This window comes from Nonomuraea sp. NPDC050394 (assembly GCF_044459065.1).
Taxonomy (GTDB): Bacteria; Actinomycetota; Actinomycetes; order Streptosporangiales; family Streptosporangiaceae; genus Nonomuraea.
On sequence record NZ_JBITIO010000001.1, the window covers coordinates 1,598,079 to 1,620,531 of the forward strand.

23 protein-coding genes are annotated in these 22,453 nt (G+C 69.2%); 16 read left to right on the forward strand and 7 right to left on the reverse strand.

All coding sequences use genetic code 11. From position 1 onward, the window contains the following. Position 1: 1 nt before the first annotated feature. Positions 2–1,375, forward strand: coding sequence for an aldehyde dehydrogenase family protein (locus ACIBKY_RS07770; RefSeq protein ID WP_397095264.1), 1,374 nt, complete (start codon positions 2–4; stop codon positions 1,373–1,375). Further along, the gene (locus tag ACIBKY_RS07775) at positions 1,372–2,373 is read left to right on the forward strand and encodes a nitrilase-related carbon-nitrogen hydrolase (RefSeq protein WP_397095265.1); all 1,002 of its coding nucleotides are present in this window, start codon (positions 1,372–1,374) and stop codon (positions 2,371–2,373) included. Before ACIBKY_RS07770 ends, ACIBKY_RS07775 begins: the two co-directional genes overlap by 4 nt. A gap of 43 nt (positions 2,374–2,416) precedes the next feature. Here ACIBKY_RS07775 and ACIBKY_RS07780 read toward each other — a convergent pair whose 3' ends face one another. The 4 genes from ACIBKY_RS07780 to ACIBKY_RS07795 are packed head-to-tail and all read right to left on the reverse strand — an operon-like array spanning position 2,417 to position 6,054. After that, positions 2,417–3,199 carry an ABC transporter permease gene (locus ACIBKY_RS07780; protein ID WP_397095267.1) on the reverse strand — a complete coding sequence of 261 codons (783 nt, stop codon included), beginning with the start codon at positions 3,197–3,199 and terminating at the stop codon, positions 2,417–2,419. Further along, positions 3,196–3,969 (reverse strand): ABC transporter permease, encoded by a 774-nt coding sequence (locus tag ACIBKY_RS07785; protein ID WP_397095269.1) that lies wholly within the window; start codon positions 3,967–3,969, stop codon positions 3,196–3,198. Before ACIBKY_RS07785 ends, ACIBKY_RS07780 begins: the two co-directional genes overlap by 4 nt. Beyond that, complete coding sequence (locus ACIBKY_RS07790) at positions 3,966–4,949, reverse strand: ABC transporter substrate-binding protein (protein ID WP_397095271.1); 984 nt, start codon at positions 4,947–4,949, stop codon at positions 3,966–3,968. The genes ACIBKY_RS07785 and ACIBKY_RS07790 overlap by 4 nt, the downstream gene beginning before the upstream one ends. Positions 4,950–4,962: 13 nt before the next feature. Then, positions 4,963–6,054, reverse strand: coding sequence for an ABC transporter substrate-binding protein (locus ACIBKY_RS07795; protein ID WP_397095272.1), 1,092 nt, complete (start codon positions 6,052–6,054; stop codon positions 4,963–4,965). Positions 6,055–6,404: 350 nt separating this feature from the next. On the opposite strand from ACIBKY_RS07795, the gene ACIBKY_RS07800 reads away from it, so the two are divergent. The 14 genes from ACIBKY_RS07800 to ACIBKY_RS07865 all read left to right on the forward strand — a co-directional run bounded on the left by ACIBKY_RS07800 (position 6,405) and on the right by ACIBKY_RS07865 (position 17,816). Beyond that, the gene (locus ACIBKY_RS07800) at positions 6,405–9,149 is read left to right on the forward strand and encodes a nitrate- and nitrite sensing domain-containing protein (protein WP_397095274.1); all 2,745 of its coding nucleotides are present in this window, start codon (positions 6,405–6,407) and stop codon (positions 9,147–9,149) included. Further along, complete coding sequence (locus ACIBKY_RS07805; protein ID WP_184965570.1) at positions 9,146–9,568, forward strand: roadblock/LC7 domain-containing protein; 423 nt, start codon at positions 9,146–9,148, stop codon at positions 9,566–9,568. The genes ACIBKY_RS07800 and ACIBKY_RS07805 overlap by 4 nt, the downstream gene beginning before the upstream one ends. A gap of 37 nt (positions 9,569–9,605) precedes the next feature. Further along, positions 9,606–10,007: a DUF742 domain-containing protein gene (locus ACIBKY_RS07810; protein WP_376773507.1), complete on the forward strand. Its 402-nt coding sequence runs from the start codon at positions 9,606–9,608 to the stop codon at positions 10,005–10,007. Then, the gene (locus tag ACIBKY_RS07815; RefSeq protein WP_184965568.1) at positions 9,988–10,575 is read left to right on the forward strand and encodes an ATP/GTP-binding protein; all 588 of its coding nucleotides are present in this window, start codon (positions 9,988–9,990) and stop codon (positions 10,573–10,575) included. Before ACIBKY_RS07810 ends, ACIBKY_RS07815 begins: the two co-directional genes overlap by 20 nt. 58 nt (positions 10,576–10,633) lie before the next feature. Beyond that, positions 10,634–12,199: a signal recognition particle protein gene (gene ffh, locus ACIBKY_RS07820; RefSeq protein WP_397095276.1), complete on the forward strand. Its 1,566-nt coding sequence runs from the start codon at positions 10,634–10,636 to the stop codon at positions 12,197–12,199. A gap of 213 nt (positions 12,200–12,412) precedes the next feature. Next, the gene (gene rpsP, locus ACIBKY_RS07825; RefSeq protein WP_397095278.1) at positions 12,413–12,880 is read left to right on the forward strand and encodes a 30S ribosomal protein S16; all 468 of its coding nucleotides are present in this window, start codon (positions 12,413–12,415) and stop codon (positions 12,878–12,880) included. A gap of 1 nt (position 12,881) precedes the next feature. Next, positions 12,882–13,127, forward strand: coding sequence for an RNA-binding protein (locus tag ACIBKY_RS07830; protein ID WP_379620357.1), 246 nt, complete (start codon positions 12,882–12,884; stop codon positions 13,125–13,127). Between the two features lie 85 nt (positions 13,128–13,212). After that, entirely contained in the window at positions 13,213–13,716 is a 504-nt protein-coding gene (gene rimM / locus ACIBKY_RS07835; protein WP_397095279.1) for a ribosome maturation factor RimM, read from the forward strand. A gap of 4 nt (positions 13,717–13,720) precedes the next feature. Next, positions 13,721–14,485: a tRNA (guanosine(37)-N1)-methyltransferase TrmD gene (trmD, locus tag ACIBKY_RS07840; protein ID WP_397095476.1), complete on the forward strand. Its 765-nt coding sequence runs from the start codon at positions 13,721–13,723 to the stop codon at positions 14,483–14,485. A 318-nt stretch (positions 14,486–14,803) separates the two neighbouring features. Further along, the gene (gene rplS, locus ACIBKY_RS07845) at positions 14,804–15,166 is read left to right on the forward strand and encodes a 50S ribosomal protein L19 (RefSeq protein ID WP_397095281.1); all 363 of its coding nucleotides are present in this window, start codon (positions 14,804–14,806) and stop codon (positions 15,164–15,166) included. Between the two features lie 125 nt (positions 15,167–15,291). Continuing rightward, the gene (gene lepB / locus ACIBKY_RS07850) at positions 15,292–16,155 is read left to right on the forward strand and encodes a signal peptidase I (RefSeq protein ID WP_184965559.1); all 864 of its coding nucleotides are present in this window, start codon (positions 15,292–15,294) and stop codon (positions 16,153–16,155) included. Then, positions 16,155–16,748 carry a signal peptidase I gene (lepB, locus tag ACIBKY_RS07855; protein WP_397095283.1) on the forward strand — a complete coding sequence of 198 codons (594 nt, stop codon included), beginning with the start codon at positions 16,155–16,157 and terminating at the stop codon, positions 16,746–16,748. The genes lepB (ACIBKY_RS07850) and lepB (ACIBKY_RS07855) overlap by 1 nt, the downstream gene beginning before the upstream one ends. Before the next feature lie 51 nt (positions 16,749–16,799). Then, positions 16,800–17,468 carry a ribonuclease HII gene (locus ACIBKY_RS07860; protein ID WP_397095284.1) on the forward strand — a complete coding sequence of 223 codons (669 nt, stop codon included), beginning with the start codon at positions 16,800–16,802 and terminating at the stop codon, positions 17,466–17,468. Between the two features lie 24 nt (positions 17,469–17,492). Further along, positions 17,493–17,816, forward strand: a complete 324-nt coding sequence (locus ACIBKY_RS07865) for a DUF2469 domain-containing protein (RefSeq protein WP_184965553.1) — start codon at positions 17,493–17,495, stop codon at positions 17,814–17,816. 629 nt (positions 17,817–18,445) lie between these two features. Here ACIBKY_RS07865 and dprA read toward each other — a convergent pair. Genes dprA through ACIBKY_RS07880 form a run of 3 tightly spaced genes read right to left on the reverse strand, consistent with a single transcriptional unit; the run spans position 18,446 to position 22,314 of the window. Then, positions 18,446–20,425, reverse strand: a complete 1,980-nt coding sequence (gene dprA / locus ACIBKY_RS07870) for a DNA-processing protein DprA (RefSeq protein ID WP_397095286.1) — start codon at positions 20,423–20,425, stop codon at positions 18,446–18,448. Next, the gene (locus ACIBKY_RS07875; protein WP_397095288.1) at positions 20,425–21,960 is read right to left on the reverse strand and encodes a YifB family Mg chelatase-like AAA ATPase; all 1,536 of its coding nucleotides are present in this window, start codon (positions 21,958–21,960) and stop codon (positions 20,425–20,427) included. The genes dprA and ACIBKY_RS07875 overlap by 1 nt, the downstream gene beginning before the upstream one ends. Next, the gene (locus ACIBKY_RS07880; protein ID WP_397095290.1) at positions 21,961–22,314 is read right to left on the reverse strand and encodes a YraN family protein; all 354 of its coding nucleotides are present in this window, start codon (positions 22,312–22,314) and stop codon (positions 21,961–21,963) included. Positions 22,315–22,453: the final 139 nt, after the last annotated feature.

Here is a 22,453-nt window from a genome sequence, read left to right on the forward strand (position 1 = left end):
CATGACGCAGGTCAGGAACCCGCTCACCGGGGAAACCGACCGCCTGCTCGCACCACCGTCGCCCGCGCGGCTCACGGCCACGGCCGCAGAGCTGCGCGCGGCGGCGCCCGCCTGGCGCGAGGCGGACCGAGGGGCCGTGCTCAACCGCTTCGGGGCCGCGCTGGCCACCGACGAAGAACTGCTCGCCGCGCTCGTGGCCGACACCGGCCGCACCGGCGAGTCGGTGCTGGAACGTCAGATCGTCGCGGGCATGATCGAGCGGTGGGTACGGCAGGCCCCCGCCCTTCTCGCCCCGCCCCAGGACGAGCCCGCCGGCCTGCCCGGCATCGTGGTCGGAGGCGAGGCGGTGCCGTACGAGCTGGTCGGGGTGATCAGCCCGTGGAACTTCCCGCTGCTGCTCGGCCTCATCGACGCGATCCCGGCGCTGGCCGCCGGGTGCGCGGTGCTGGTCAAGCCGAGCGAGGTGACGCCCAGGTTCATCGAGCCGCTGATGAGGCTGGTGCCCGAGGAACTGCCCCTGCGGGTGGTCGAGGGCGCGGGGGAGACCGGCGCCGCGCTGATCGGCCTCGTCGACGCGGTCGTGTTCACCGGCAGCGTGCCCACCGGGCGCAAGGTCGGTGAGGCGGCGGCCAAGGCGTTCATCCCCGCGTTCCTGGAGCTCGGCGGCAAGGACCCGGCCATCGTGCTGGCCGGCAGCGACCTCGACCGGGCCGCCGCCGCCGTCCTGTGGGGCGGCACCGCCAACGCCGGCCAGGCCTGCCAGTCGATCGAGCGGGTCTACGTGGAGCGGGCCGTACACGCGGAGTTCCTCGCGCTGCTCGCCGACAAGGCGGCCAAGGTGACGCTGACCTGCGAGGGCGGCCCCATCGGCCCGATCATCGCGGCCGACCAGGCCGACGTCATCGAGCGCCACCTCGCCGACGCCGTCGAGCGCGGCGCGGTCGTGCACACCGGCGGCCGGATCGAGCACCACGGCGGCGGGCTGTGGTGCCGCCCGACCGTGGTGTCGGGCGTGGACCACTCGATGGCGCTCATGACCGAGGAGACGTTCGGGCCGATCCTTCCGGTGATGGCCGTGGACGACGCCGATGAGGCGGTCCGGCTGGCCAACGACTGCGCGTACGGGCTGTCCGGCGCGGTCTTCGCCGCGAGCGAGCAGGACGCCCGCGCGCTCGCGCGGCGGCTGGAGGTGGGCGCGGTCAGCGTCAACGACGCCTCCCTCACGGCGCTGGTGCACGAAGGGGAGAAGAACTCCTTCAAGCTCTCCGGCCTCGGCGGCTCGCGCATGGGCAAGGTCTCGATCAACCGGTTCGTCCGCCGCCGCGCCCACCTGGTCAACCGCTCGGCCGCGGCCGACCCGTGGTGGCACCGGTGACCGCCTACCGGGCGCTGGCCCTGCAACTGGAGACCCGGGCGGTGACGGGGCTGGCCGACCCGCGTTCCGAGATCAGGGCGGCCATCGCCCGTGTGGACGCGGGCCTCGGCGGCTCCAAGGCCTGGATCGGTCCCGACCTGCGGCTGGTCGTCCTGCCCGAGTACGTGCTGACCGGCTTCCCCATCAGCGAGAGCGTCGCAGCCTGGCGGGACAAGGCGGCCCTGGCCCCCGACGGCGAGGAGTACAAGGAACTGGCCGAGATCGCCGGCCGCCACGGCGTCTACCTGTGCGTCAACGCCTACGAGAGCGACGAGCACTTCCCCGAGCTGTTCTTCCAGGCCTGCGTGATCCTCTCCCCGCAGGGCGAGACGGTGCTGCGCTACCGCAGGCTTCACTCCATGTACTCGCCCAGCCCCTACGACGTGTGGGAGCGCTACCTCGGCGTCTACGGCATGGACGCGGTGCTGCCGGTGGCCAGGACCGAGATCGGCAACCTGGCCGCGCTGGCCTCGGAGGAGATCCTCTACCCGGAGCTGGCCAGGTCGCTGGCGCTGCGCGGCGCCGAGGTCTTCTGCCACCCGACCTCGGAGGCCTCCGCCCCGGCGCTGACGCCCAAGGCGATCGGCCGCCGGGCGCGCGCCATCGAGAACATGGCCTACGTGGTCTCGGCCAACAGCGGCGGCCTGAGCGGCATCTCCATCCCCGGCGACTCCACCAACGGCGGCTCGGAGGTCCTCGACTTCGAGGGCCGCGTGCTGGCCGTCGCCGGGCCGGGCGAGTCGGTGATCGCGGCGGCCGAGCTCGACCTCGGCGGGCTGCGCCGCTTCCGCACCCGCCCCGGCATGACCAACCTGCTCTCACGCGTGAAACCGGCCCTGTGGGCCGAGGAGTACGCCCGCCACGACGTCGAGCGCCCCGACGGCCTGACCGGCGCCGAACCCGGCCGCGCCTGGTTCGTTGCCCGCCAGAAGGAGATCATCGAGCGCCTGTACGGCTGACGCGCGGACGCCCCCTCCCCTCCTGAATCGGGAAGGGGGCGTCTCAGCGAGTACGGCTGGCCCGATGCCAGCCCAGCGTCATCCGCTCCACCCCGATGAACACGGCGTTGAGCAGGATCCCGAGGATGCCCAGCAGCACGATGCCCGCCCACATGGCCGGGATGTCGAACTCGCTCTGCGCCTCCAGCATGCGGTGTCCGATGCCCTCGCTGCTGCCGACCAGCTCCGAGACGACCATCATGATGAGCGCCAGCGAGACGCTCAGCCGCAGCCCGGCGAAGATCTTCGGTGCCGCCGCCGGCAGGATGATGCGGAACACCCGCTGCGTCCTGCTCAGCCGGAAGACGTCACCGGTCTCCATGTACTGCTTGTCGACGAAGCGTGCCCCGTCCGCGGCGTTGATCAGCACCGGCCAGACGACGCCGTAGACGATCGAGGCCAGCTGCATCGGCGTACCGATCTTGAACAGGATGAGGAAGATCGGCAGGAGCGTCGACGGCGGCACCGAGCGGCCGAAGTGGATCAGCGGGTCGGCCAGCGCCGACAGCCAGCGCGAGCGGCCCAGCAGGACGCCGAGCGCCACCCCCGCCGCCGCGGCCATGGCCCAGCCGGCCATGAGCCTGGCCAGGCTCGGGACCAGGTCGGCGAGCGCCTCGTCGGTGAGGAAGACCCGTGACAGCGGCCCGGAGAACCACATCTCGTGCAGCCGGACCACGATGACGCTCGGTGGCGGGAAGTAGGTGGCCTCGGCCTGCCGCGTGCCCAGCTCCCAGGCCAGGACGGCGACGGGCAGCAGCCAGTACCACGCGAGCCTGCGTATGATCATGACGTCGATCCCTGGTGCCAGTGGAACAACCGGCGCTCACCGGCCATGAACAACGCGTTGGCCGCCAGGCCGATCAGGCCCGCCCAGATCGTTCCGGCCAGCATCCTGTCGATGCGGTTGGCGCCGCTGGCGAGGGAGAGGAAGTTGCCGATCCCGCCGCCGCCACCGGCGATGAGCTCGACGCTCACCGCCACGATCAGCGTGACCGACAGGGCGATGCGGATGCCGGTGGCGATGAACGGCGCCGCGCTGGGCAGGCTGACCCGCAGCACGATCGACATGCCGCCGAACCCGAAGCTGCGCAGGGTCTGCTTGGCCTGGGGGTCGACGTCGCTCAAGCCGTACATCGTGTTGATGAGCAGTGGCCACGCGCAGGTGTAGACGATCAGAGCGATCTTGGCGTCCTGGCTCTCGGTGAACAGGAACATCGCCAGCGGGATCAGTGACACCGACGGGATGGGCCGCAGAAACTCCACCAGCGGGCGCACGGAGCGCTCGACCACGGGCACGGTGCCGAGCAGCAGCCCGGCGGGCACCGCGGTGGCGATCGCGATCACCAGGCCGATGAGGCAGGCCAGCAGGGTGTTTCCCACGTTGGACAGGAACTCGCCCTCGAAGGCGATCTCGACCGTGGTGACCAGCACGGTCGAGACGAGCGGGATGATCTCGGGGTCGATGACTCCGAGACGTCCCAGGGCCTCGACGAGAACGAGGAATCCCAGGACGCCGGCGGCGCCCAGGATTCCTCGTCTGTTGCGGAGAGTGCTCATTCGACCTTGGCGGGGATGAGTGTCGAGACGTCCATCTTCGCCTTGAGGTAGCCGTAGCCGTGGAGCAGGTCGGCCAGCTTCTGGAACGCGGCCATGTCCGGCTCCATGCCGAAGCTGCCGAGCTTCATCGCGGCGACGGCCGGCGCGGGGATCTGGGTGTAGGTCGGGACCACCTCGTTGATGGCGTTGCGGTCCTCACCGGCGATCTTCTGCGCCTTGGCCAGCGCGCGGTGGAAGGCCGCGGCCGTCTTCGGGTTGTCGGCCAGCCACTTCTCCGACACGCCCCAGCCGTCGATCGGGATGCCCGCGGTCGGACCGCTGGTGGTGTCGATGATCTGGGTCGCGCCCTCCTTGATCGCGGCCGACAGGAAGGGCTCCACCAGCCAGGCGGCGTCGACCTTCTTGGAGGCCAGCGCGCCGAGCTGGTCGGCGAACTGGATCGCCACGAACTTGACGTCCTCCGGCTTGAGACCGGCCGCCTGGAGGTGGGCGTTGGTGGCGGTCTGGCCGAGCGCCTTCAGCACGTTGACCGCGACCGTCTTGCCCTTGAGGTCGGCCGTCGCCTTGACCGGCGAGTCCTTGGGCACGACGACGCCCGCGATGCCGGGGGCGCCGGTCTGGACGTGCTGGAACAGCTTGAGCTTGGCCGCGCCGGAGTCCTGGATGGCCATCAGCGAGACGTAGCTGGTGAGGAAGGCGTCCATGCTGCCGTTGAGGATCTTCGGCATGACCGCCTGCGGAGCCTGGATGATCTCCGTCTTGACGGTCAGGCCCTCCGCCTTGAAGAAGCCACGCTTCTCGGCGATGTACAGCGGCGAGGAGGAGGGCACGGGCACCACGCCCACGGTGATCGTGCTCTTCTCCAGTCCGCCGGCGGGGGCCGAGCCCTGCGCCTTCGGCGTTTCCTTCTGCCCGCCGCCGCACGCGGCCAGGGCGAGAACGGTCGCGCAGGCGACGGTGACGACCCGCGTTAATCTCATGTTTTCGCTCCTGCTACTGCTCGGGTCCGTTGAAGACCATAGTGGGGACATCAATCTTGCTCTTCAGATAGCCGAACTCGTGCATGAGGTCGGCCACGCGCTGAATGCGCGTCGCGTTGAGCGAGGTCGGGAAGGTCCCCATGGCCATGGTCATGACCGCTTCCTTGGGGATCTGCGTGTACTTCGGGACCACTTCGGCCAGCGCGGAACGGTCGGTCGCGGCCAGTCGCTGGGCCTTCTGAACGGCGCGCTGGAAGGCGGCGGCGGTCTTCGGGTGCTTGGCCACCCACGCGTCAGTGCTGCCCCAGCCGTCGATCGGCAGCGACTCGGTGGGGCCGGTGTTGGTGTCGAGCAGTACGCGCGCGCCGCCCTGCTGCGCCGCCGACAGGAACGGCTCCACCAGCCAGGCGGCGTCCACGGTGCCGGTCTTCAGCGCGGCGATCTGCGCCTGGAAGTCGATCACGGTGAACTTGACGTCCTGCGGGGTGAGCTCGTTGATCTGCAGGTGGGCGCTGACGGAGAGCTCGCCGAGGTTCTTGAGGGAGTTGACGGCGATGGTCTTGCCCTTGAGCTCCTTGGCGCTCTGCAGCTTGGAGTCCTTCGGGACGACGACGGCGGCGATGCCGGGTGCGCCCTGGAGGGTATCGGACAGGATCTTGATCTTCTGACCACCGTCCTGAAGGTTTAGGAACGACACGTAACTGCCCTTGAAGATGTCCATGCTGCCGTTTTCGATCTTGGGCATGACCGCCTGGGGCGCTTGGATGATCTCCATCTTGACGCTGAGGCCCTCTTGCTTGAAGAAACCTCGCGCTTCGGCGATGTAAACCGGCGCGGACGACGGTACGGGGGAGACCCCGATGGTGATCGTCGTCTTCTCAAGGCCCCCACCTGCGGAGGAGCCAGAGGGAGAGCCTGAGCCGCTGCTGCAGGCGGCAAGGGAAACGGCCACGACGAGCCCGATTACGGACACGCGGAGGGTAGGCCCGAAAGTCATGAGTCTCCTCGACGGGGTGGTGCAAGGGTTCCGCGAGCGTCCCGAGCGACAGGTGGGAGCCGTGCGAACAGGCGGAGATCGTACAGGAGCCCCGGTCGCAATTGCCATGAAATCATCCGTTTTGTGTTGTCCGAAATATCGAGGGCTGGGTCGTATGTCCGAAATAATGACCTTTGAGGTGATAATGAAGATGTGATATGGCAGGGAGTGGGTGATTTGCAATGCTTGATGAGTTCGGTGAGACCGGAGTGTTGGCCTGAGTTAGGAGGATGTGCTCAAATAGCTCCTTGTTCCGAGGGTTGTCCCGTCTATCCCTCACCACCCCGTGGAACCCGCGAGGAAGTGCCAGTCACGTGAGGAAACGATCCGGCGCGAACCAGCGTGGCACGCAGAGTCCGGTGCCCACGCAGGCACACTCCAAGGCCGGTGGCGGTAGGTTCCGACTCCGCAACTGGCGCGTGCGATGGCGGCTCATCGCGCTCATCGCCGTCCCGACCGCTGTCGGTGTGTGGATCGGCGGCCTGCAGATCGTGGACTCCATCGGCCGGGCCAACGCCTATCAGCGTGTCCTGGAAAAGGCGGAATTGGGGGATTCCATCACCGAGCTCGTCCACGAGCTCGCCCTGGAACGTGACCGGGCCGTCCAGTACGTCGCCGTCGGTCGCCGCAAGCCCGCCGAAGCCGACTTACGCGGCACGTTCACCTCCGTCGACAAGGCCGTCACCGCGTTCAACCAGAAGGCCGCCGTCATCTCCGACGCGCACGGCGAGAGCGTGAGCCTCATGGTCCAGCAGATGCAGGGCCGCCTTGAGGAGATCGCCTTCGCCCGCGACACCGTCATCAAGTCGCAGCTTCCCAGGCTGCCCACGATGCGCAAGTACTCCCAGATCATCGACGCCCTCCAGAAGTTCCACGACGAGATCGGCCAGGGCGACGTCGATGAGACCCTCAGCAACAGCGTCCGCGCCTTCAGCGCCCTGACGCGCGCGAAGGACGCCGCCTCCCAGCAGCGCGGACTCCTGGCCGCCGCCGCCACGACCGGCGCCTTCCAGACCGGCGAACAGGAAGCCTTCGGCGGCGCCCGCGCCCAGCAGGAGAGCGAGATCGCCGCCTTCCGGTCGACCTCCTCCATCGACGAGCTGCAGTTCTACGAGGACACCGTCACCGGCGCCGACGTCGACCGCGCGGCGCTGTTCCGCCTGCGCGCGCTGTCGCAGGCGGCCGAGGGCAGCGCCATCGACCTCGACTCCCGGACCCGCGCGGACGCCGACCGCTGGTTCGAGTCGATCACTGGCGCCATCGACGCCATGCGCACCGTGGAGAAGCGGCTGTCGCAGTCGATCAACGTGCAGAGCCGCGGGCTTAAGGACTCCGCCCAGACCTCCGCGCTGTTCGCCGCGGTCGGCTCCGGCCTGCTGCTGATCCTGGTCCTGATCGTCACCACCCTGATGGCGCGCTCGCTGGTCAGCCCGCTGCGCCGGCTGCGCAGCGAGGCCCTGCACATCGCCGGCCAGCGCCTGCCGGACACCGTGCGGACCATGCGCGAGACCGTCGACGCCAGCACGCCCGAGGTGCCGCCCATCGGCGTCGTCTCCGAGGACGAGATCGGTGAAGTGGCCCGCGCCTTCGACGAGGTCCACCGCGAGGCGGTACGGCTGGCGGGCGAGGAGTCCAGGCTCCGAAGCAACGTCAACGCCATGTTCGTCAACCTCTCGCGCCGCTCCCAGACCCTCGTCGAACGCCAGATCACCCTCATCGACGGCCTGGAGCAGGGCGAGCAGGACGAGAGCCGGCTGGCCAACCTGTTCAAGCTCGACCACCTCGCCACCCGCATGCGCCGCAACAGCGAGAACCTCCTGGTCCTCGCCGGCCAGGACCCGCCCCGCCGCTGGAGCCAGCCGGTCAAGCTGGTCGACGTCGCCCGCGCCTCCCTGTCGGAGGTCGAGAACTACGAGCGCGTCGTCCTTCAGGTGCCCGACGGCGTCTCCGTCGCCGGACAGGCCGTCAACGACGTCATCCACCTGCTGGCCGAGCTGGTCGAGAACGCCCTGTCGTTCTCCCCGCGCGAGACCCGCGTGACCGTCTCCGGCAGCCGCATCGACGGCGGCGGCGTCATGCTGTCGATCACCGACTCCGGCATCGGCATGACCGGCGAGGAACTCACCCAGGCCAACGACCGCCTCACCGACGCGCCCACGGTCGACGTCTCCGTCTCCCGTCGCATGGGCCTGTTCGTGGTCGCCCGCCTGGCCCACCGCCACGGCATCCGCGTGCAACTGCGCCCCCACGGCTCCGGCGGCCTGACCGCCATGGTCCTGCTGCCGGAGGCGCTGCTCGGCGCCCAGGCCGCCGCCATGGCCGGCGCGGGCACCGGACCAGGCCCGGTCAGCGCGCCGCCACCGCACCCGCCCGTGGTCGAGCCGTTCAACGGCCAGCCCATGCAGTGGGGCCAGCAGATGCCCGGCGGCCACCCCTCCTTCCCGTCGAACCCGGCCGGCGGTTCGTGGCCGTCGATGCCCCAGTGGCCCTCCGAAGGCGGAGTCCCCGCCGGCGGTGGCGGCGGGAACGGCGGCTGGCCGTCCGACCCGCGCGGCAGCGGCCCCGACACCTCGGACGTGTGGGTGCCCTCGCGCAACACCGGCGGTGGCGGCTGGGGGAACGAACCCCCGCTGCCCAAGCGCCAGCCGGCGCCTCCCTCGGAGGAGGTGTCCACCTGGTCGTTCAACCGCGAGCAGCAGCAGCAACCGCAGCGCCCGCAGAACCGCTACGACTTCCCCGAGACCGAATCGGCCGCCACCGGGCCCATCCCGGCGGTGAACCAGGGCGACGAGTTCCTGCCGATCTTCGCCTCGGTGGAGTCCGCCTGGTTCGAGCACAACGACAACGGCGGCGGCAACTGGGGCTCGACCAAGGCCGACGCGGGCTGGAGCGCGGCGGAAGCCGTACGCGAGCCGGTGCGGGACGCGCCGACGGCGGCGGGACTGCCGAAGCGCGTCCCCAAGGCCAACCTGGTGCCGGGCTCGGCCGACACCGCCAGCGCGCCGAAGGGCGTGGCCCCGGTACGCAACGTCTCGCCCGACCGGGTACGCAGCCGGCTGAGCAGTTTCCAGCAGGGCTTCAGAGCAGCACGTGATGACATCAGCGAAGGCAGGGCGTATCCCCCTGGCTCGAAGCACGTTGATAGCAGGGAGGAGGGCGAATGAACGACCTGAGCCACGCGGCGCGCGGGGTCGACTGGCTGATCACTGATTTCGTCAGCACCGTTCCCGGGGTCGCCCATGCTGTTGTGGTCTCTTCCGACGGGTTACCGCTCGCGGCCTCCGCCGGCTTCCCGACGGACAGGGCCGACCAGCTGGCCGCGATCGCCTCCGGGCTGATCAGCCTCACCCAGGGCGCCGCCCGGGTCTTCGAGGGCGGGGTGGTCAACCAGACCATCGTGGAGATGGAACGCGGTCTCATGCTGATCATGTCGATCAGCGACGGCTCGTGCCTGGCGGTCCTGGCCGCCCCCGACTGCGACATGGGGCTGGTCGCCTACCAGATGACCCTGATGGTGGACCGTGCCGGGCAGGTGCTGACCCCCGCGGTACGCGCCGAACTGCGCGCCAGCCAGACCAGGTGATCGGCGTGAGCGACCATAGCTGCGAGGTGCACGCCTCGTGAACAGCCACCCTAGCTGGAACAGTGGCGGCGGCTGGGAACCCCCGCCGCCGCCCCACAACGACCCCGCCTCGCCGGTACGCCCGTACGCGGTGACGGGCGGGCGCACGGCGCCGCGGGTCAAGCTCGCCATGGAAGCACTGGTGTCCTCGGCCACGGCCGAACACCGGGAGTTCTCGCACATCACCCCCGAGTACCAGGCGATCTCACAGCTGTGCCGCCAGGTGCGCTCGGTCGCCGAGGTCTCCGCGCTCCTGCGGATACCACTGGGCGTGGTGCGGGTGCTGATCGCCGACATGGCGGCAGAAGGTCTGGTCCGCGTGCACCAGCCAGCGCTGGAAGCCGGAAGGCCGGACGTGTCTTTGCTCGAAAGGGTGCTCAGTGGACTTCGCAGGCTCTAGCCCCGGCCTCACCTCGACGAAGATCGTGGTGGCCGGAGGTTTCGGTGTCGGTAAGACGACGTTCGTCGGCGCGGTGTCGGAGATCATGCCGCTGACCACGGAGGCGGTCATGACAGACGCCTCGGCGGGGATCGACGACCTCGGGATGACACCACTGAAGTCCACGACGACCGTGGCCATGGACTTCGGCCGCGTGTCGCTGGACCGTGACCTCATCCTCTACCTGTTCGGGACGCCGGGTCAGCACCGGTTCTGGTTCATGTGGGACGACCTGGTACGCGGCGCCATCGGCGCGGTCGTGCTGGTGGACACCCGGCGCCTGGCCGACAGCTTCCCGGCCATCGACTACTTCGAAGAGGCGCAGCTGCCGTTCGTCGTGGGCGTCAACGGCTGGGACGGCCAGTACCCCCACAGCGACGGCGAGGTGCGCGACGCGCTCACGCTGGCGCCGCACATCCCGCTGGTGCGCCTGGACGCCCGGTCCAAGGACTCGGTCAAGAGCGCGCTCATCCACCTGGTCGAGCACGCCCTTACGGTACGCATGGCCGTGCCCGGCTGGAATGGCTGAAGGAGCGGCTAGGCTGGGTCCAGACCACGCATAACCGCATCGAGGACTGGCCAACCACGTGTTCGAGACGCTTTCCGACCGGTTGACATCGGTCTTCTCCTCCCTCCGTTCCAAGGGTCGGCTGTCCGACGCCGACATCGACGCGACCACCCGCGAGATCCGCATCGCGCTGCTCGAGGCCGATGTCGCGCTGCCGGTGGTCAAGGCGTTCGTCGCCCAGGTCAAGGAGCGTGCCCGGGGCTCGGAGGTCTCCGGCGCGCTCAACCCGGCGCAGCAGGTCGTCAAGATCGTCAACGAGGAGCTCATCGCCATCCTCGGCGGCGAGACGCGCAGGCTCCGCTTCGCCAAGACGCCGCCGACCGTCATCATGCTGGCGGGTCTGCAGGGCGCGGGCAAGACGACGCTGGCCGGCAAGCTGGCCCGCTGGCTGCGCGAGCAGGGCCACGTGCCGCTGCTGGTCGCCGCGGACCTGCAGCGTCCCAACGCGGTCAACCAGCTCCAGGTCATGGGCGAGCGCGCGGGCGTCGTCACCTACGCGCCCGAGCCCGGCAACGGCGTCGGCGACCCGATCGAGGTCGCCAGGCAGTCGATCGAGGTCGCCCGCCAGAAGCAGCACGACGTGGTCCTCATCGACACCGCCGGCCGCCTGGGCATCGACCAGGAGATGATGAAGCAGGCCGCCGACATCCGCGACGCGGTCTCGCCCGACGAGGTCCTCTTCGTGGTCGACGCCATGATCGGCCAGGACGCGGTGACCACCGCGCAGGCGTTCATGGAGGGCGTCGGCTTCGACGGCGTGGTCCTGACCAAACTCGACGGCGACGCCCGCGGCGGCGCGGCCCTGTCGGTGCGGCACATCACCGGCAAGCCGATCATGTTCGCCTCCACGGGCGAGAAGCTGGAAGACTTCGACGCCTTCCACCCCGACCGGATGGCCTCCCGCATCCTCGACATGGGTGACGTCCTCACCCTGATCGAGCAGGCGCAGAAGACGTTCGACGAGGAGCAGGCCGCCAAGATGGCGGGCAAGCTCACCTCGGGCGAGAACTTCACGCTTGAGGACTTCCTCGAGCAGATGATGATGGTCCAGAAGATGGGCCCCATCAAGAACCTGCTCGGCATGATGCCCGGCATGGGGCAGATGCGCGACCAGCTCGACTCCATTGACGATCGCGACCTCGACCGCATCGCCGCGATCATCCGCTCGATGACCCCGGGCGAGCGAAGCGACCCGAAGATCATCAACGGCTCCCGCCGGGCCCGCATCGCCGCCGGTTCCGGCGTGACGGTGACCGCGGTCAGCAACCTCATCACCCGCTTCCACGAAGCCCAGAAGATGATGAAGCGGATGGCCGGCGGCATGGGCATCCCCGGCATGCCGGGCGGCCGCAACAAGGCCGCCAAGCAGCAGAAGAAGAACAAGAAGGGCCGCAGGGTCAGCGGCGACCCGCGCAAGGCGGCGCTGGGCAAGCCCGCCCCGTCACCCGAGGACGACGCCGCTCCCCCCAAGCGGGGCGGCCTGCTGGGCAACCTCGGCGGCGGTCCCAAGCTCCCGCCCGGGATGCAGCTTCCGCCCGGTTTCGACCCGTCGAAGTTCCAGCTTCCGGGCGACGACAAGAAGTAGCTCCTCGTGGGGTACGGCGCGCGCCGCCGTGCCCCACGTGCCGTGTCGCTGTCAGTACCCACGGTCTGGCACAATGGCATGTTGGAACACCGTGACCAGGCGGGTGCCCTCTCACCTCCCGCCGGCCGCGCCTGTCCCTCGAGCGGCCCGCCATCGTGCCCCACTCGATGGCAAACCGTTCACCCACGCTCGATTGCAGGAGAGACCACACCCGTGGCAGTCAAGATCAAGCTCAAGCGGCTCGGCATGATCCGCAACCCGCAGTACCGCATCGTCGTCGCCGACAGCCGCACCAAGCGTGACGGCCGGGCGATCGAGGAGATCGGCCTGTACCACCCGAAGGAAGACCCTTCGGTCATCCAGATCAACGCTGAGCGCGCCGCCTACTGGCTGGGCGTGGGCGCGCAGCCCACCGAGCCCGTGCTGAAGCTGCTCAAGCTCACCGGTGACTGGCAGAAGTTCAAGGGCGAGCCCGCGCCGGCTCCGCTGAAGGTGGCCGAGGTGCCCGCCGACCGTCACCTCGTCTACGAGGCCGCGGCCAAGGAGGCGCTGTCCGGTGGCGACACCGGCAACAGCGGCACCACGCCGAAGAAGGCCAAGAAGAAGGACGAGGCTCCGGCTCCGACCGCCGAGGCCCCCGCCGAGACGCCGGCCGAGACCCCCACCGAGGGCGAGGGCTGACGTGCTCGAGGAGGCTCTCGAGCACCTCGTTAAGGGCATCGTCGAACATCCTGACGACGTCCGGGTCCGCGCACGCCGCATTCGCAGCGGGCGCGTTCTCGAGGTCCGGGTGCACCCCGACGACCTCGGTAAGGTCATCGGCCGCGGCGGCCGCACCGCAAAGGCGCTGCGCACCGTCGTGAACGCACTGGCTGACGGAAAGTACGTCCGGGTCGATCTGCTCGACCTGCACGAAACGGTCCGCTAGCCCGCTGGTTTCACGCGCCCTCATCGGTTCTCCGATGGGGGCGCTCGCGTTGGGGCGTGCCGTACATGGAGAGAAGGAAAAGATCGTGCAGCTGGTAGTGGGGCGGATCGGACGTCCGCATGGTGTCCGCGGCGAGGTCACCGTGGAAGTGCGCACCGACGAGCCCGAGCTGCGTTTCGCGCCCGGCACCGCGCTGGCCACCGACCCGGCCGCGCGCGGCCCGCTCGTGGTCGAGAGCCGCCGCTGGAACAAGAGCGTGCTGCTGCTGCGCTTCGAGGGCTTCACCGCGCGCGACGCGGCCGAGGAACTGCGCGGCACCATGCTCGTCATCGACTCCGCCGACGTGCCGCCCTCCGACGACCCCGACGAGTTCCACGACCACCAGCTCATCGGGCTCGCGGTCGTGACCGTCGAGGGCGCGCCCGTGGGCGAGGTGACCGACGTGCTCCACCACGGCCAGGACCTCCTCGTCGTACGCCGCGGCGGCGGCCAGGACGACGCCCTGATCCCGTTCGTGAAGGCGCTGGTGCCCGAGGTCGACCTGCCCGGGGGCAAACTGGTCGTCGACCCGCCGGAGGGGCTGCTCTGACATGGTGCGCCTCGACATCGTCTCGATCTTCCCCGAGTACTTCGCCCCCCTCGACGTCTCCCTCATCGGCAAGGCCCGGGAGCGCGGCACCCTCGACGTCCGCCTCCACCAGCTGCGCGACTGGGCGCACGACGTGCACAAGACCGTCGACGACACCCCCTACGGCGGGGGTCCCGGCATGGTGATGAAGCCCGAGGTGTGGGGCGAGGCGATCGACACCGTGATCGGCGACGGGGCGCCCCGCATGATCGTGCCGACGCCGAGCGGGCGGCCGTTCACCCAGGAGCTGGCGCAGGAACTGGCGCGCGAGGAGTGGCTGCTGTTCTGCTGCGGGCGCTACGAGGGCATCGACTCCCGCGTCATGACCGAGTACGGCTCGCGCCTGCGCGTGGACGAGGTGAGCATCGGCGACTACGTGCTGGCCGGAGGCGAGGTCGCGGTGCTGGTGATGGTGGAGGCGATCGGCCGGCTGCTGCCCGGTGTGCTGGGCAACGCGTGCTCGGCGGTGGATGACTCGTTCGCTCCTGGTTCGATGCGTAATCTGCTGGAGGGGCCGGTCTACACCAAGCCGCCTGTCTGGCGGGGGCACGAGGTCCCGCCTGTGCTGCTCAGCGGGCATCACGGGAAGGTGACCAGGTGGCGTCGGGACGAGGCACTGCGCCGTACCGTCACGAACCGGCCCGAACTGGCGGCCAACCTCGACCCCGAAACCCTGGACAAGCACGACCGCGCCCTCCTCGACCACCTCCACCCCCCACCCACCCCCTAACCTCAACCCCACCCCGCTGTTCCGCTCTGCCGCCCTGCGGGCCTCTTCCCTGCCCCCGCTCACCTCCCATGAGCCCTGGGCTCTGCCCTCGGTCCCTTCGGACATCCTTGTGGCCCTGCCGTTCCCCTGGGCTGTTGTCGGGGTCGTTTCGCTTCACGCGCGAACATGTGGCAAACTGAATCGCTGCCAACCCGTCATGTGGTTGGTTCGCCGTGCCCGGGGGACGCCCGGGTTCATCATGGAAGCAGGCGTGTCCGCCGCGAGCCGCGGCCGGGTGGACCTCCGCGTGCTCGCGAAGACTTTGAGGTAACAGCTCTCATGCACACGAAGATCCAGGAGCTCGACAAAGCGACCCTGCGCAGCGACGTGCCGGACTTCCGTCCCGGTGACACGCTCGAGGTTCACGTGCGAGTCGTCGAAGGCAACCGCTCGCGTATCCAGGTCTTCAAGGGCTTCGTGCTGCGCCGCCAGGGCGCCGGCGCCCGCGAGACCTTCACCGTCCGCAAGGTGAGCTACGGCGTGGGTGTCGAGCGCACCTTCCCGGTGCACAGCCCGGTCATCGAGAAGATCGTGCTGGTCACCCGCGGTGACGTCCGCCGCGCCAAGCTCTACTACATGCGTGACCTGCGCGGCAAGGCCGCCCGTATCCGCGAGAAGCGTGAGAGCGCGCCCGCCAAGTAAGGCGCGACCCAAAAGCCCGGTACTGCTTGGCCGTACCGGGCTTTTCTTTATATGGAACGACTCGCGGGCGGGTGTACCGTCGGTCGAGGCTTGTCGAGCCCATGCATCATCTAGGCTCGTCAGCGATGACTAGCGAGAGCCAGGAGAACGGCGCAGCGCGCCGCCCTGTCAAGGACGAGGTGGACGTGGTCGCCGAAGAGACTCAGAAGGCCAAGGACCCCAAAAAGAAGGACAAGAAAGGGTCGTTCTGGAAGGAACTTCCCGTCCTGGTCGTCGTGGCCCTCGTACTAGCCTTGATCATCAAGACCTTCGTGATCCAGGCGTTCTACATTCCGTCTGAGTCGATGGAGAACACCCTGCTGAAGAACGACAGGGTGCTGGTGAACAAGCTGGTCTACCACACGCGTGACATCGAGCGCGGTGACGTCGTGGTCTTCTCCGGGGTCGACTCCTGGGACGGCGAGTTCGTGATGGAGGAGCCGTCGAACCCGATCGCGGCCTTCTTCCGCTGGGTGGGCACGGCCTTCGGCGTGGTTCCGGGTGAGAAGGACTACATCAAGCGGGTCATCGGCGTCGGCGGCGACAAGGTGAAGTGCTGCGACTCCAAGGGCCGCATCTCGGTCAACGGCGTGGCGATCGACGAGGAAAGCTACCTCTATCCGGGCAATGTGCCGTCGCGGGAGCCGTTCGAGATCACGGTGCCCGAAGGGCGGCTGTGGGTGATGGGCGACCACCGCGTGGTCTCGCTCGACTCACGTGCCCACCAGGGCGATCCGGGTGGCGGTTCGATCCCGGAGAGCCAGGTCATCGGGCGGGCGTTCGTCATCGTCTGGCCCTTCTCGCGGGCGGCGACGCTGCCGATCCCCGAGACGTTCGCGCAGCCCGCGCTGCAGGCCATGGCCGGGGGGCTGCCGCTGGTCGCCGGGTTCGCGTTCGCGGTGCCGCTGGTGCTGGTGCGTCGGCGGTGGGTGCTGAGGAGGAAGCGCTGATGGCCGTCACCAAGAAGGCGGAGCCCGCCGGGAAGAAGAAAAAGGGCGGTTTCCGCGAGACGGTGCTCCTGCTGGTGCTGGGCGTCGGCATCGCGCTGCTGCTGCAGGCGTTCGTGGTCGGCTCCTTCTACATCCCGTCTGAGTCGATGGAGAACACGCTTCAGATCAACGACCGGGTGTTCGTCAACAAGCTCGCCGGCAAGCCGGAGCGGGGCGACATCGTGGTCTTCAAGGGCTGGGACGGACAGGACACCATCAAGCGCGTCATCGGCGTCGGCGGCGACAAGGTGGTGTGCTGCGACGCCAAGCGCCGGGTCACGGTCAACGGTGTCGCGCTCGAAGAGAAGTCCTACCTGTTCCCGGACGACGAGCCGTCGGGTGAGGATTTCAAGTACACCGTGCCGGCGGGCAAGCTGTTCCTCATGGGCGACCACCGGTCGATGTCGCAGGACTCGCGTGACCACGTCAAGCAGGAGGGCGCCGCCGGGTGGATCTCCGAGGAGGACGTGGTCGGCAAGGCGTTCGTGCGCTACTGGCCTTTGGGCCGGGGCGAGATCTTCCAGAAACCGGAGTCCTTCGACAAGGTGAAGTGAGCGCCTTTCCGGTCGCGGTTTGCGGCTATTGGGGCGTACGCTGCGTCTGTCATGACAGTTGCGTTCCGCCCCCGACCGAGCGTTGTCCGGCGAGATTCCGGGCTTTACGCGTACGAGAGAGCGCTGGCCCGCCGCGGTCTCACCCCGATCGCCGGGGTGGACGAGGCCGGTCGCGGCGCCTGTGCCGGGCCCCTGGTGGTCGCGGCGGTGATCCTTCGCAAGGAGATTCCGGGTCTGGGGGACTCGAAACTCCTGACAGCGGCCACACGCGAGCGCCTCTACGCCTTGGTCACGAAGAGCGCCGACGTAGGGGTTGTCGTCATCCCGCCGCAGGAGATCGACGCGCGCGGGCTGCACCGGTGCAACGTGGCGGGAATGCGGCGGGCGGTGGCGCAGTTGACGACAGACCCGGAATACATCCTGACCGACGGCTTTCCCGTGCCGGGCCTGCCGGCGCCGTCGCTGGCGGTATGGAAGGGGGACCAGGTCGCCGCATGCGTGGCGGCGGCCTCCATCGTGGCGAAAGTGACGCGAGACCGGATGATGGTCTCGCTGGACACGGAGTTTCCCGCCTACGGTTTCGCCGAGCACAAGGGGTACACGACCGCTCGGCACCGGGGGGCACTGGAAGCTCACGGTCCGTGCTCGCATCACCGGTTCTCCTTCGTCACTGTGGCAAGGGAGATGGGTGACAATGAAATGGGGGCCGGGGTTGCCTGACCTCGGAACTACAGGAGGGACGCGATGAGCGCAGAAGATCTCGAAAAGTACGAAACCGAGATGGAGCTGCAGCTTTACCGCGAGTACCGGGATGTCGTGGGCCTGTTCACCTACGTCGTGGAGACGGAGCGGCGCTTCTACCTGACGAACTCGGTGGATCTCGACGTGAAGACGGCGGGGAACGGTGATGTGTTCTTCGACGTGAAGATGCAGGATGCGTGGGTTTGGGACATGTACCGGCCTGCACGGTTTGTTAAGAACGTACGGGTGGTGACGTTCAAGGACGTGAACGTCGAAGAACTGGCCAAGGCCGACCTCGAGATGCCCAAGGAGGGCTTCTCCAAGTAGGGGTTTCGGCTTACCGGGTTGGCCTCTGGAGTCCGTGACGACACTGGGGGCCTCTCGCATGCTGCTCAACCTTCCTCTACCGGCGCCCATCGCCCCTGCCTCCCACCGACCCGGTCCGGCGCCCATTGCTCTGCCCTGCATCGGTCCGGTGCTCAATGCCCTGCCTCCCACCGGCCCGGCCCGGCGCCTATCGCCTTCCCTCGCATCGGTCCGGTCCGGTGCCCAATGCTCTGTCCTGCATCGGTCCGGTCTGGTGCCATCGCCTTGCCTCCCACGGGCCCGGTCCGGCGCCCATCGCCTTGCCTTCCACCGACCCGGTCCGGTGCCCATCGCCTTGGCTACTGGCACGCCCGTCCGCTTGCGTCCTTCGGGTTGCTACGTCACCGGTCGTTACGTCTCCTCCGGGCTCGTCCCCTGCGCTGGAGGGTTTTCCCCTGCAACCCCGCTCTTGGCAATCCCGCTCTTGCCCTTGGACCTTTCCGGCACGGATGCGGTGCGGCCTTCCGGTCGTCGAGTACCAGCGATCTTCCCGGTCGCCGCATACCAGGGGGTTGCCCTCAGTGGTCCGGCACGTGTGGCTCCCGGTTGGTGGTTGCCAGAGGTGGGCTCCTCTGGGCTCTGGGTTGGGGTCAGGGGCGGGAGAAGGCGCCGGGTTTGAGGCGCCAGCCCTTTGGGGTGCGAAGGACGTAGCCGGCGGCGGCCAGGCTGCCGAGGGCGCTGAGGGTCGTGGAGAGGTCTGTGCCCGCGGCTAGCGCGATTGTGGCGGTGCCCGCACCACCTCTGCCGGGTACGGCGTCCAGGACGCTCCTGGCCGTCTCTGAGAGCGTGTCGTGGGGCACGACGGGGCCGCGCGGGGCCGGGGCCAGGTCGTCGCCGATCATGCCGACGAGGTCGATGAGTTCCGCCGGTGTGGTCACGCAGACGGCCTTGCGGTCGCGGAGCAGCCTGTGGCAGCCCGCGGACATCTCCGAGGTGACCGGACCCGGGACTACCGCCAGGTGGCGCGACAGGGTCAGCGCATGGGCGGCGGTGTTCGCCGCGCCGCTGCGCAGAGCCGCCTCCACCACGAGGGTTCCTCGGGAGAGGGCGGCTATCAGTCGGTTCCTGATCAGGAAGCGGGCGCGGGTCGGGTGAACGCCGGGCGGGCATTCGCTGACGACCGCACCGTCTGCCCTGATCGCCGCGAACAGGTCGTGATGACCGCTCGGGTAGGCGATGTCCACCCCGCAGGCCAGGACGGCGATCGTGGTGCCCCCGGCGGCCAGCGTCCCCCGGTGCGCGGCGCCGTCGATGCCGAGGGCGCCGCCTGAAATCACCGTCCAGCCGGACTCGGCCATGCCCGCCGCGAACTCACCCGCCACATGCGTCCCGTACGGCGTTGCCGCCCGTGCGCCCACGATGGACACCGAACGCAGGCAGGAGTAGCGGAGATCGGCCGTGCCGTTCACCCACAGCCCGAGAGGGCGGCTGTCGCCGAGTTGGTCGAGCTGGGTGGGCCATTCGGGGCTGCCGGGGATGATCAGGCGGGCGCCCGCCTTCTCGCCCGCCGCCAGATCCGCTTCCGGGTCGGCGGCCTCCAGCCGCGCCTGCCACGCCCGCAGCCGCCGCGTGAGCCTGGCTTCCTGCGCGTCCGACGCTGTCGTCTCCCGGGTGGCCGCTCGGGCGTGGGGGCGTTGGTCTTCGTCGCGCTCCTCGCCAGGGTGGCCGCTTTGGTGTTCAAGCTTGGCTGTCGGGTGCAGCGTGAGGGTGCTTTCGGACGTGAGCTGGACCCACTCCCCTCGGTAGTCGTGCGGCGGGTCTCCGGCCTGGAGGACGCGCCCGGTCAGAACGTCCTGGGGACCCGCAGGGCCGGGAGTTTCCCGGCAGCAGGCCGACCTCTGCTGTCCGGTGGGGTGTTGCGAGTCACCGAGGCAGGCGGCCTGGGGGAGCAAGGCCAGGGAGGTTGCCTGGGAGGGTCCCACCTGGGAAGGAGCGGCCTGGAGAGGCGCGGCCTGAGACGTGACCAGGTGCGGGTCCATCGGGGATGTCGCGTTGGGAGTGATGGCGGGGGATCCGGTCCGGCCGGACGTGGCGGAAGAGCTGGCGAGAAGTGGCACGGTCGACGACTTGAGCTGGGGCGTGGACGGGACGGCCGAGGGGTCGAGCGGAGCGGCCGGGTGGAGGTCGATCGGGGTGGCGGGACGGGGATTGAGCGGAACGGCCGGGTGGAGGTCGAGCGGCGCGGCGGCATGGGGGTCGAGCGGGGTGGCCGGGTGGAGGTCGAGCGGCGCGGCGGGATGGGGGTTGAGCGGGGTGGCGGGGTGAGGGTTGAGCGGAACGGCCGGGTGGAGGTCAAGTGGTACGGCGGCATGGGGGTTGAGCGGAACGGTGGCATGAGGGTCGAGCGGGGTGGCTGTCTGGGGAGGGATGGGCGGGGGTGTGGGTGTGGGGTAGGTGGCCGGGGTTGTGGCGAGGAGCGTGGGGGTGCCTGAGGACTTGGCGTGGGCGTGGATCAGGCGGAGGGTCTCCACCGCTCCGAACTGGGCCACCAGGCGGCCCATGAGCTTGTCTCCGGCGTCGGCGGCTCGCATGAGGGCCACGCGGGCCAGGAGGTCGTCGTTCTGGGGCATCAGCCCACCCCCAGCCACAGGGCCAGCGCTGTCGAGACTTCTTCCACCTCGGGACGGTCCTTTCCCGCCAGGTCCGCGAGGGTCCAGGCGACTCGGATGATGCGGTCCAGGCCTCGTGTGCTCAAGGTGCCGGAGTCGAGGCTGACCGACAGGGGCTTCATGGCGTCGTTCGTGGGGCGGAAGTCGGTGTGGAGGGCCGTGGACGGGATTTCGGCGTTGGTACGCCAAGGGGTGCGGGACAGGCGTTTGGCGGCTTGGTCTCTGGCCGCCTTCACCCGGGCGGCGACTACCTCGCTGGATTCGACGAAGTGGCGGTCGGCCATCAGTTCTCTGCGGGAGGAGCGGGCGACCGTGACCTTCATGTCGATGCGGTCCAGCAGCGGGCCGGAGAGTTTGCCCAGGTAGCGGCGTTTGACGACGGGGGTGCAGCGGCAGGTTTGTTCGCCTTCCTGCGGTTGTGAGCAGGGGCAGGGGTTGGCGGCGAGGATCAGCATGAAGCGTGCGGGGAAGGTCACGGAACCCGCTGCCCGCGAGACGGTTACGTAGCCCGATTCCAGGGGCTGGCGCAGCGAGTCGAGGACGTAGCGCTGGAACTCCGGAGCCTCGTCCAGGAACAGGACGCCCCGGTGGGCAAGGGACGCGGCGCCCGGCCGGATGATCGTGCTGCCGCCGCCGACGATGGCCGCCGGCGTTGCCGTGTGGTGCGGGCTCACGAACGGCGGCCTGCTCATCATGGGGCTGTCGGGCGGCAGGACGCCGGCTACCGAGTGGATGGCGGTCACCTCCAGGGCGTGGTCCAGTTGCAGGTCGGGCAGGAGGGTAGGCAGGCGTTCGGCCAGGAGGGTCTTGCCGGTGCCGGGCGGGCCGAGGAGCCAGAGGTTGTGGCCGCCTGCCGCGCACAGTTCGAGGGCTCGCCTGCCCAGCGGCTGGCCTACGACGTCGGCCAGGTCGACGCTGGGCCGTACCTGGGAGATCGTGGGGGTTGGCGGGGTTTCTGGGATTTCCGGTTCGGGTGGGTCGTCGCCTCTGCGTAGCCATTCGGCCAGTTGCCGGAGGTCGCGGACCGGGACCACCTTCACGTCGGGGACGAGGCTGGCCTCGGCGGCGTTCGCGGTGGGGACCACGACCGTTATGTCGCCCTCCTTCGCGGTGCTCAGGATGGACGGGAGGATGCCGCGGACGGGGCGCAGGCGGCCGTCCAGGCCCAGTTCGCCGAGGAAGGAGAAGGACGCCAGGCGTTCGGCGGGGACCACGCCCGCCGCGCCCAGGATGGCCACCGCGATCGCCAGGTCGAACTGACTGCCTCGCTTGGGGAGGCTCGCGGGGAAGAGGCTGACCGTGATGCGGGCGTCCGGCCAGGGGTAGTTGCTGTTGACCATCGCGGAACGCACCCGCTCGCGGGCCTCGCTCAGGGCGGTGTCGGGCAGGCCGATCAGGGAGATGCCGGCCAGGCCGTTGCCCACGTCGGCCTCCACCTCCACCGTGCGGCCCGTTACGCCGATGAGGGTGACGCTTCTGGTGCGGGCCACGGCCATTCAGATCGCCCCCCGGATGTGACGCATCGAGAAGTCGCCGCCGAAGCGTTCCAGGGCGATGACGTCCACGCGGACTGTTTCGTAGCCGCACGGCTGGGCGGCCAGCCATTTCGCGGCGAGCATGCGGAGGCGGGCGAGCTTCATGGGGCTCACTGACTCCAGGGCGGTGCCGTGGGAGCGGGTGGAGCGGGTCTTGACCTCGACCACCACGAGGGTGGGGCCGTCTCGGGCGATGATGTCGATCTCGCCGTGGCGGCAGCGCCAGTTGCGCTCGATGATCTCCATGCCCTCGGACTGGAGGTATGTGACGGCTAGTTGCTCGCCTTGCCTGCCGAGGTCTTGTTTCGCGGACATGTCGATGACTGTCGCGCAGACGGGATCTCGGGAAATCGCCGAACGGGGTTCTGGGGACGGTCGGGGGTGGTCGCGGGTGGGGTGTGGATAACTTCCGCTGAGTAACGAGCGTGCGGCTGGGGGCATCGCACTTGGTGCG